Origin of the sequence: Bacillus stratosphericus, assembly GCF_020524495.1 — a bacterium.
Classification (GTDB): Bacteria; Bacillota; Bacilli; order Bacillales; family Bacillaceae; genus Bacillus; species Bacillus stratosphericus_B.
In genome coordinates, this window is the sequence record NZ_JAIVLB010000064.1 from 1 (window position 1) to 7,320 (window position 7,320).

Annotated in this window: 10 protein-coding genes; 6 read left to right on the forward strand and 4 right to left on the reverse strand. The window is 40.4% G+C overall.

The features are described 5' to 3' along the window. Positions 1-137: IS3 family transposase (locus tag LC033_RS15975; RefSeq protein WP_226570142.1), on the forward strand; the 137-nt coding region annotated here is incomplete at its 5' end. Between the two features lie 65 nt (positions 138-202). On the opposite strand, the gene LC033_RS15980 is transcribed toward LC033_RS15975, so the two are convergent. Together LC033_RS15980 and recU are read right to left on the reverse strand one after the other, a co-directional pair. Continuing rightward, complete coding sequence (locus LC033_RS15980; protein ID WP_226570128.1) at positions 203-2,869, reverse strand: PBP1A family penicillin-binding protein; 2,667 nt, start codon at positions 2,867-2,869, stop codon at positions 203-205. 19 nt (positions 2,870-2,888) lie between these two features. Continuing rightward, positions 2,889-3,524, reverse strand: coding sequence for a Holliday junction resolvase RecU (gene recU, locus LC033_RS15985; RefSeq protein WP_226570130.1), 636 nt, complete (start codon positions 3,522-3,524; stop codon positions 2,889-2,891). 46 nt (positions 3,525-3,570) lie between these two features. Here recU and LC033_RS15990 point away from each other — a divergent pair, with 46 nt between their 5' ends. Continuing rightward, on the forward strand, positions 3,571-4,527 hold the full coding sequence (locus tag LC033_RS15990) for a DUF2515 domain-containing protein (RefSeq protein WP_226570132.1): 957 nt from the start codon (positions 3,571-3,573) through the stop codon (positions 4,525-4,527). A gap of 22 nt (positions 4,528-4,549) precedes the next feature. Here LC033_RS15990 and sspM read toward each other — a convergent pair whose 3' ends face one another. Further along, positions 4,550-4,654: an acid-soluble spore protein SspM gene (gene sspM / locus LC033_RS15995; RefSeq protein ID WP_226570134.1), complete on the reverse strand. Its 105-nt coding sequence runs from the start codon at positions 4,652-4,654 to the stop codon at positions 4,550-4,552. A 196-nt stretch (positions 4,655-4,850) separates the two neighbouring features. On the opposite strand from sspM, the gene LC033_RS16000 reads away from it, so the two are divergent. From LC033_RS16000 to LC033_RS16010, 3 genes are all read left to right on the forward strand, one after another. After that, positions 4,851-5,084, forward strand: coding sequence for a DUF5446 family protein (locus tag LC033_RS16000; RefSeq protein ID WP_226570136.1), 234 nt, complete (start codon positions 4,851-4,853; stop codon positions 5,082-5,084). Between the two features lie 58 nt (positions 5,085-5,142). After that, positions 5,143-5,514, forward strand: a complete 372-nt coding sequence (locus tag LC033_RS16005) for a YppE family protein (protein ID WP_226570138.1) — start codon at positions 5,143-5,145, stop codon at positions 5,512-5,514. A gap of 107 nt (positions 5,515-5,621) precedes the next feature. Then, positions 5,622-6,050 (forward strand): YppG family protein, encoded by a 429-nt coding sequence (locus LC033_RS16010; RefSeq protein WP_226570139.1) that lies wholly within the window; start codon positions 5,622-5,624, stop codon positions 6,048-6,050. 19 nt (positions 6,051-6,069) lie between these two features. Here the strand turns inward: LC033_RS16010 and LC033_RS16015 are convergent, their stop codons facing one another. Next, on the reverse strand, positions 6,070-6,489 hold the full coding sequence (locus tag LC033_RS16015) for an Hsp20/alpha crystallin family protein (RefSeq protein WP_226570140.1): 420 nt from the start codon (positions 6,487-6,489) through the stop codon (positions 6,070-6,072). A gap of 167 nt (positions 6,490-6,656) precedes the next feature. Here LC033_RS16015 and LC033_RS16020 point away from each other — a divergent pair, with 167 nt between their 5' ends. After that, positions 6,657-7,163: a PTS sugar transporter subunit IIA gene (locus tag LC033_RS16020; protein ID WP_226570141.1), complete on the forward strand. Its 507-nt coding sequence runs from the start codon at positions 6,657-6,659 to the stop codon at positions 7,161-7,163. Positions 7,164-7,320: the final 157 nt, after the last annotated feature.

The following is a 7,320-nucleotide window of genomic DNA, read 5'->3' on the forward strand; positions in this document are numbered from 1 at the left end:
TTAACAGGATTGATCGAACTACGACCAACATCGTAGAACGCACTGTCAAAGAATACATTTATTATTATAACAACATTCGTATTCAAACAAAACTAAACAACCAATCACCGATAAACTATCGGCAATTGGCTGTATAAAGGTGTTTTGATCCCTGTCTCAAAAACGGGGGTCAGTCCCTAAGGCAAGTGCTTTTTTGTTTACATCAATCATCTTCTTTTCGAGAAGTAGAATTTGAGCTTTGAGAATTGGCTTTCTCGTCATCTTTCTTTTTATCTTTATTGGCATCAGTCTGTGAGCTGCTGTTCCCATTTGTGCTGTCTGAGCCATCACCGGAACCGTCATTGCCGTTTTCCGTATTTCCGCCTTGATCTTGATCTTTTTTATCATCTGGCTTCTGCTCATCATCAGGCTGCTGAGACTCTTCTTCTTCTTTGTTCTCATCATCAGGCTGCTGAGACTCTTCTTCTTCTTTGTTCTCATCATCTGCTTTTTCTTCTTCATCTCCGTCATCTTTAATGGTGAGGAAAGTAGAAGCCGCTTTACTTGTGACATCCTCTACAGTCGCGGTCACTTGGAATTTATATGTGGAGCCAGGCTTCACGTCAGAGATGACCGCTTCTTTAGCAGAGCTGTTTTGAATTTCTTTATAGCCCCCATCATCGACAGCTTGCTTCACATTAAATGTAGCATCGGCGTCATAGCCCCAAGTTAGCGTAATCGAATTTTTCTCTTCATCATATACTGCTTTTAAGTCAGATGGTTTATCCGCTTCTTTTTCCTCATACGTGTCAGACACTTTTGTCGGAACAGTACCTTTGACAAAGTATTCTGTTGTCTTCTTGTCACTTGGTGTATTTGGTCCGGCTAATTTAGCTGGATCTGATCCTTTTTCAATGGTGGTTTCAACGACGCTGTCAGGCTTTTCAAATGAGCCGCTTCCGTCATCAATTTGAGAAATTAATCGCTGGAAGACGATTTTTGCCACGCGCTGCTCATTGTTTGTGAGCCACATTTTGCCGTCCGCATCTTTTGAATTACCAATTCCCGTCCAAACGGCAGCTGTATATTGCGGCGTATAGCCGACAAACCATGAATCTTTCGCACTGCCAGAAGGGATATTGTAATTATTGATATCATCTTGTGTAAAGTTGGTTGTACCTGTTTTACCAGCTACTTGAACGTTCGGTACTTGTGCAAGTGTACCAGTTCCAGATTGTACAGCTGTTTTCAGCATATCCGTGATCATAAATGCAGTGTAATCACTCATTGCCGCTTTAGAGTCTGGCGTAAGGTCAAGCTTTGTTCCGTCATTAAATTCAACAGATGTTACAGCATGGGGTTCATTATAGTACCCGTTATTACCGAATGCACTAAATGCACCGGCCATCTTTAGAGAAGAGACACCTTCGTCAAACCCTCCAATTGAGTAGGACTCTGGAATATCAGACGGTAAGTCCATGCCTAAATTATTAGCGAATTGAACCGCATGATCTGTGCCTGCCTCTTGGAATGCTTTTAGGGCAGGGATGTTGCGTGATTGTGCCAAAGCACTTCTCATCGACATTTTCCCTAAATGTCTTCTGTCAAAGTTATTAATCGGTGTACCGTTTGAGTACGTATACGGTGCATCATCAATTTGCTGATACGTTGACCATTTTTTGTTTTCAATGACTGGACCGTAATCTAGGATTGGTTTAATTGTTGACCCTGGTTGGCGTTTTGCATCCGTGGCATAGTTAAAACCGCCGACTGGTACATCACGTCCACCGCCAATGGCACGTATTTCCCCATTTTTCGTATCAAGCAGGGTAACACCAGCCTGCATACCTTTTGTAAATCCGACTGCATCTCCATTAATGATACTGTCTAGGTGATCCTGTGCTTTTGTATCAAGTGTTGTGTAGATTTTAAGTCCATCAGTTGATACATCAACTTTGGCTTTTTTCTGTACTTCTTCCATGACTTCTTCAATGAAAGGAGAGTATTTACTTGAGTTTTGGCTGTTATATTTATCAGCTGAGACGACGGTCTTGCTGACAGGTGTTGCTTTTGCTACGTCATACTCTTTATCTGTAATGTAGCCTTGTTCTTTCATGAGGCTTAAAACGATATTACGGCGTTTTTCCGCTGCTTCAGGATGTTTGACTGGGTTATAGGCGTTAGGACTCTGCGGCATACCTGCAAGAGTGGCAGCCTGTGCAACGGTTAGTTGATTTAAATCTGTAACACCGAAAAATTGTTCAGCCGCTTTTCCAACGCCATAAGCCTGAGGCGTGAAGTAAATTCGGTTTAAATACATTTCTAAAATTTCATCTTTAGAGTATTTTTGCTCAAGCTGAATAGAGAGCCACGCTTCCTGTACTTTACGCTTTAATGTTTTTTGGTTGTTTAGAAGGGTGTTTTTCACAACTTGCTGTGTAATTGTACTTCCACCTTCAGCTCCAAATCCATCCTCGATGTTCGCTAAAAGAGCACCGCCAATTCGGATTGGGTCAATCCCGTAGTGTTTATAGAAACGTGCATCTTCAGTAGAAATAAACGCTTCTTTTACAACATCGGGTATATCTTTAATCGAGACATACGTTCTTTTTTCAGCACCGACTTCTGCAATGACATTCTTGTTTTTATCATAAATCTTTGAAGAATACGGTGTTTTGAGCTTACTATCATCAATAGAAGGAGCGCTTGATACAAAAACGGCAAAAGTTGTGATTCCGGCAACTAAACAAAGAAGACCGATCACGAGTAAAGATAAAAATATTTTTTTAAATAGACCTGCTTTCTTTTTGCCTTTTTTGTTCTTTTGCTTCTTATTGTTCTTTTGATTTGCTTTACGTCGCTGTTCACGACTTGTAAATTGATCAGACATCACATCTCAACCTTTCGTGTTAAACCTTTTTCGAACTTAAATGTTGCTCACATTCATCCGAAAAATGAAGTGTCTCCACTACTTTAATATAATCAATTCTTGGCGAATATCCAAGTGTTATTAAGTGGCCAGCTCCCATTAATTCGTCTTTGCTAATGGATTTTCTCCCATTTTGCTGCTGTCGCTCCCAAAAGAAGAAGAGGTCAGAAGCTGGTAAATAATAAACGGAGCCAAAAGCGGATATAATAACAAAACAAATTCCGCCTTGCTTTTCAACCTCTTTCATATGCTCAATTTGATGAGCGTGGAAATTCTTGAGCGGAAATGAGGTGGTGCTTTTGGTTTCCTTTGCTTCAAAGTCAATATAGCAACCTTTATAGACCCCGTTATAGTCTGTTGTCGAGGATTGTTTAAAATAGGCTTCTTTGATGACAGCAGCGCTTCTTTTCGGATAGTCCACATTGACAATTTGAACAGGGGTAGGCTTTTTATGAATGACAGCAATCCCGTTTACTAAATAGTACTGGTTAGTTTCATTTAAATCAGCCTCAAGCGTCATCCCACGATTACTATAAGAGAATTCGCCGCTGCTTCTTTTTGTTGTCCCAATTTGTTGAAGGGGGTGATACAATTTTCCGTTTGGATACCGAACCATTAAGTTTCAGCCTCCTTTTATTGCATTTTGTATTGGAGAGATGACCATGTTGTCACATGAAGAGTACATCATTACTCAGCAAATTTTACGTGAAACGAAAGCGAAAAATAAAGACAACCTAACGAGGACAAATGCTTACAAGCGCTTTTATGATCGTCATCCAGAAATGAAATGGTCACTGCTTGCTTCTTTTGTATCAAGAAATGCAGGGTGGTCGATGACGGATTTAAAAGGCGAGCTTTTCCATCCTGGTTTAACTGATCAGCAAGGGCACCTGTTTTTTACAGCATATGAAAGAGCAAATTGGCTCATCTTTTCTGATGCTTACCCGCAGCTTCTCTTGTATGAATGGTCAAAGCGATGCAGCAAATCTTTTTTTCATCTGTTGCCATATTTCTGCGTGTCTCGGTTTATGATCGCTGAGTGGGAACGTTTTTGGCTAAAGAGTGACACAGAGCGTCTGCTTTATGCACTCATCATAAATGAACAATATACTATACAATCTCCTATTATACAAAATCCTCTTCTGAAAAAGAATGTTTTTCACTCGATTCAATATCTTTTCAGCGAGTGGGGACATTTTCAAACGGTCATTTTTCCAACAGTAGATGGGCATTTGTATGGGTTAACTATAAGGAAGTTTTCTCATGTCAAGGAGCGCATTACATTTGGAAAAAAACTAGCGAAACTATTATTTCGGTCCGATTTGTTTTCGGATTTTTATCATTTTTTGCATACCGTGCCACATACCGGGTCTCGGTTTGATTTTGAGCCGTTTTTAGGGATCGCTAGAAGGTCAACACCTTTCCTTCGAACGGTTTATCCGGTGATCACACATTCATTAGACGATCAACGGGAAGATTGGTTTCAAAAGAAATTGAATCCAACCTTATTCGATGCAGAACCGTTACCAAAACAAATCGAGCTGACCGACTGGTACTTCCATAAAAAAAGGCAGCTTCGTTTTCTTTTCTCATTAGAGCACTATTTTTTGCATAAATAAAAAGCAGGGGGTACCTGCTTTTTTATGTGGCTGGACGATTAGGACCGCCAAGCTTTTTATCAAGGCTATCTGTACTGTTTTCTTTCCCTTTTGGCTTTTGCTCTTTTGGTGCTGACTGCTTTTTCATGAAATCTACCTCCTTTGTCCTTAGACTTTACAGAATCGGACGCAATCATACAAAGAAGGACAAGCGCATGTCGAAAATGAAGAAATAGTGCTCATCTACACTTAGATTGGCGATTTGCTTCTAGTTTTGTCATGTATGAAGGATGGTGAAAAAGAAAAGAGAATGTAACGAGAGACGATAAAGGAGGAATCTGATGATGAGCGAATTTGTATCAAAAGAATCCATTATGCAGTTGCTAGAGGAAATCGAGCGAAAGATTGATGCGGTGGAAGCAGAGCTGTCTCTTGCTGTCGAGCAAACAAAACACGCAGCTAATCAGGAGCAAGAACAAATGATTGACCGCCTTGAATCAGAAGTGAAGGACTGTGAATTGAAGATTCATGCAGCCGAGTTTAAACTGGCGGCAAGACCAGCATATCACGCTGGCTAGCTCTCCTATTTGAGCATTAAGTGAACGTTTGGTAGGATGGTTCATAGGGGTGAACACTATGGATAATCAAACATTACTTAAACATACACAAGAGCTGAGAACTCGGATCGAAGAAGCGTATAAGCAGTACCAAAAGGGAAAGGCTGAAAAGGAATACCCAGAATATGATTTTTACAAGGACATTCAGCCGGCCGTTGTGACATTTGACAAGCAAATGGAAGAATGGCTTGCCGCTGCCATCTCGTTTATTCATCAGGCTAAACCTAAATACTTACACGAAGAACAGCTATCAGCCGTAAAAGAAAATGGAAAAGAGGTATTCCTGCAATCTTATTTTGGTAAACAGCACGCACTCCGTGTGAAAAATTTAGTTGAATCGGTGATCTACACACTGACCCTTTTAGTAGAAGAAATCAAAGAGCACAACTGATGAAACATCCTACGTTTTTCTTATGGCTGCTTTAGGCACACCTTCTGTTTTTGAACATAATATATCATTGACATCAATATGTTTTGAGAGCGAGAGGAGCGAGATATATGTTCCCTTATTCAAACCAGCAACCTTATGAATTGAACCAATTTCAGCAAGGACCTTTTCCGTATCCAGACATGCAGCAGCCTCCGCAGCCTCCAGAATATTTCATGCCTCCATATCAAGGTGGAATGAGCCAGGCGCCTTATGGATATCAAGAGAATTTCCAGTCTTATCAGCAGCCAGAAGTGATCAATCAGCCGCAGATGCAGCCATCAGGTATGATGCCCATGCATCAGCCTATGAATCCTTATCCTTTGCCAAGGCCGCAAAAACAGCAATCATCTCAATTTAAAAGTGTGCTGTCACAATTCAAAAAGACGAATGGACAATATGACTTTAACAAAATGTTTGATACAGCTGGGCAAATGATGAGTACAATGAATCAAGTGGGTTCATTGGCAAAAGGATTTACAAGCATTTTTAAAGCATAGCAAAACCCAATAGAAGCATCTATTGGGTTGTTAGCTTTGGTGCGGTCACACGAAGTGATTGATCTTTCCAAACACTCTTCATGTTTGTTTCATCTATTTTTGCAGGCATTAAAATGGTTTTCGTAAAGCTGGAATAGGAGGAAGTCGTCTCTGTTTTGATTTTTTCCTGCACCGATAAGTGTAAATATTGAGCTTTGACTTCTAGCGCAATATCACCTTCAACAAAATGGTCTGGAAATTGAATGTCGATATACACAAATTGAGCATCTTCTGTCACATCGGTTGTAATCGATGCAAGTGAATGGGACGTAGTCATGAGCGCCTCTGCACTATTTAAAATCTCGTGAAACGGGGAAGATGCAAAAAATTGTTCAATCGCTTCATATAGAATATCTTCATTTGCCAACAATTCATGTTTTTTTTCGCCTTCATGTTTCATTTGAATCACCTCTCATCTACAACCTATGCAAAAAGGGCTCAGGCGGTTATTAATTGCTGGGAGAAAAAAATTATGATTAAATAGTGTTGAATGAAGCAAGGTGTATGGACGCGAAGGCCATATGCTGAATAGATCTAGGAGCAAAGCTTGAAGGGAGCAAATGAACATTGCTGAAAAAATTATTCGGTTTCGGAAATAACCAAGATGATGTAAAGGAAGAAGTCATTTATTCTCCAGCTGATGGGGAGTTAATGGATATGACTGATGTACCAGATCCCGTCTTTTCTCAAAAGATGATGGGAGACGGCGTAGCAGTAAAACCAAGCAATGGCACCATTGTGTCACCAGTAGAGGGTGAAATCATTCAGCTCTTCCATACAAAACATGCAATTGGGATTCGAACACTCTCAGGGCTTGAGCTTCTGATTCATATCGGACTTGAAACAGTTGGGTTAAATGGAGAAGGATTTGAAGCGCACATTAAAGAAGGAGATAAAGTGAAAGCCGGTGATCGTCTCATTACGTGTAATTTAGAACTCATTGCAGAGAAGGCCGCCAGCACCGTGACACCTATTGTCATCATGAATGGTGATCTTGTAGAACGACTTGATAAAGAACCAAAGGGCTCTGTGGAAAAACAGACCTCCAAGCTCTTTACTGTGAAAATGAAATAAAAAAAGCACATAAAAAACTACCCTCACATGGGACTGACCCCCCTAAGATGAGACAAATAAAAAACACCTTCAAGTTTGAAAACGGACCGTTGTGATCCGAAATAAAACATGGAGGTGTTTTTTCTATGGGGACAAGAGTGAGTTATCCAGTTGAAGT

Coding starts and splice junctions, on each gene's coding strand:
- LC033_RS15980 (WP_226570128.1), bottom strand. CDS start 2,869: ATGTCTGATCAATTTACAAGTCGTGAACAGCGACGTAAAGCAAATCAA.
- recU (WP_226570130.1), bottom strand. CDS start 3,524: ATGGTTCGGTATCCAAACGGAAAATTGTATCACCCCCTTCAACAAATT.
- LC033_RS15990 (WP_226570132.1), top strand. CDS start 3,571: ATGTTGTCACATGAAGAGTACATCATTACTCAGCAAATTTTACGTGAA.
- sspM (WP_226570134.1), bottom strand. CDS start 4,654: ATGAAAAAGCAGTCAGCACCAAAAGAGCAAAAGCCAAAAGGGAAAGAA.
- LC033_RS16000 (WP_226570136.1), top strand. CDS start 4,851: ATGAGCGAATTTGTATCAAAAGAATCCATTATGCAGTTGCTAGAGGAA.
- LC033_RS16005 (WP_226570138.1), top strand. CDS start 5,143: ATGGATAATCAAACATTACTTAAACATACACAAGAGCTGAGAACTCGG.
- LC033_RS16010 (WP_226570139.1), top strand. CDS start 5,622: ATGTTCCCTTATTCAAACCAGCAACCTTATGAATTGAACCAATTTCAG.
- LC033_RS16015 (WP_226570140.1), bottom strand. CDS start 6,489: ATGAAACATGAAGGCGAAAAAAAACATGAATTGTTGGCAAATGAAGAT.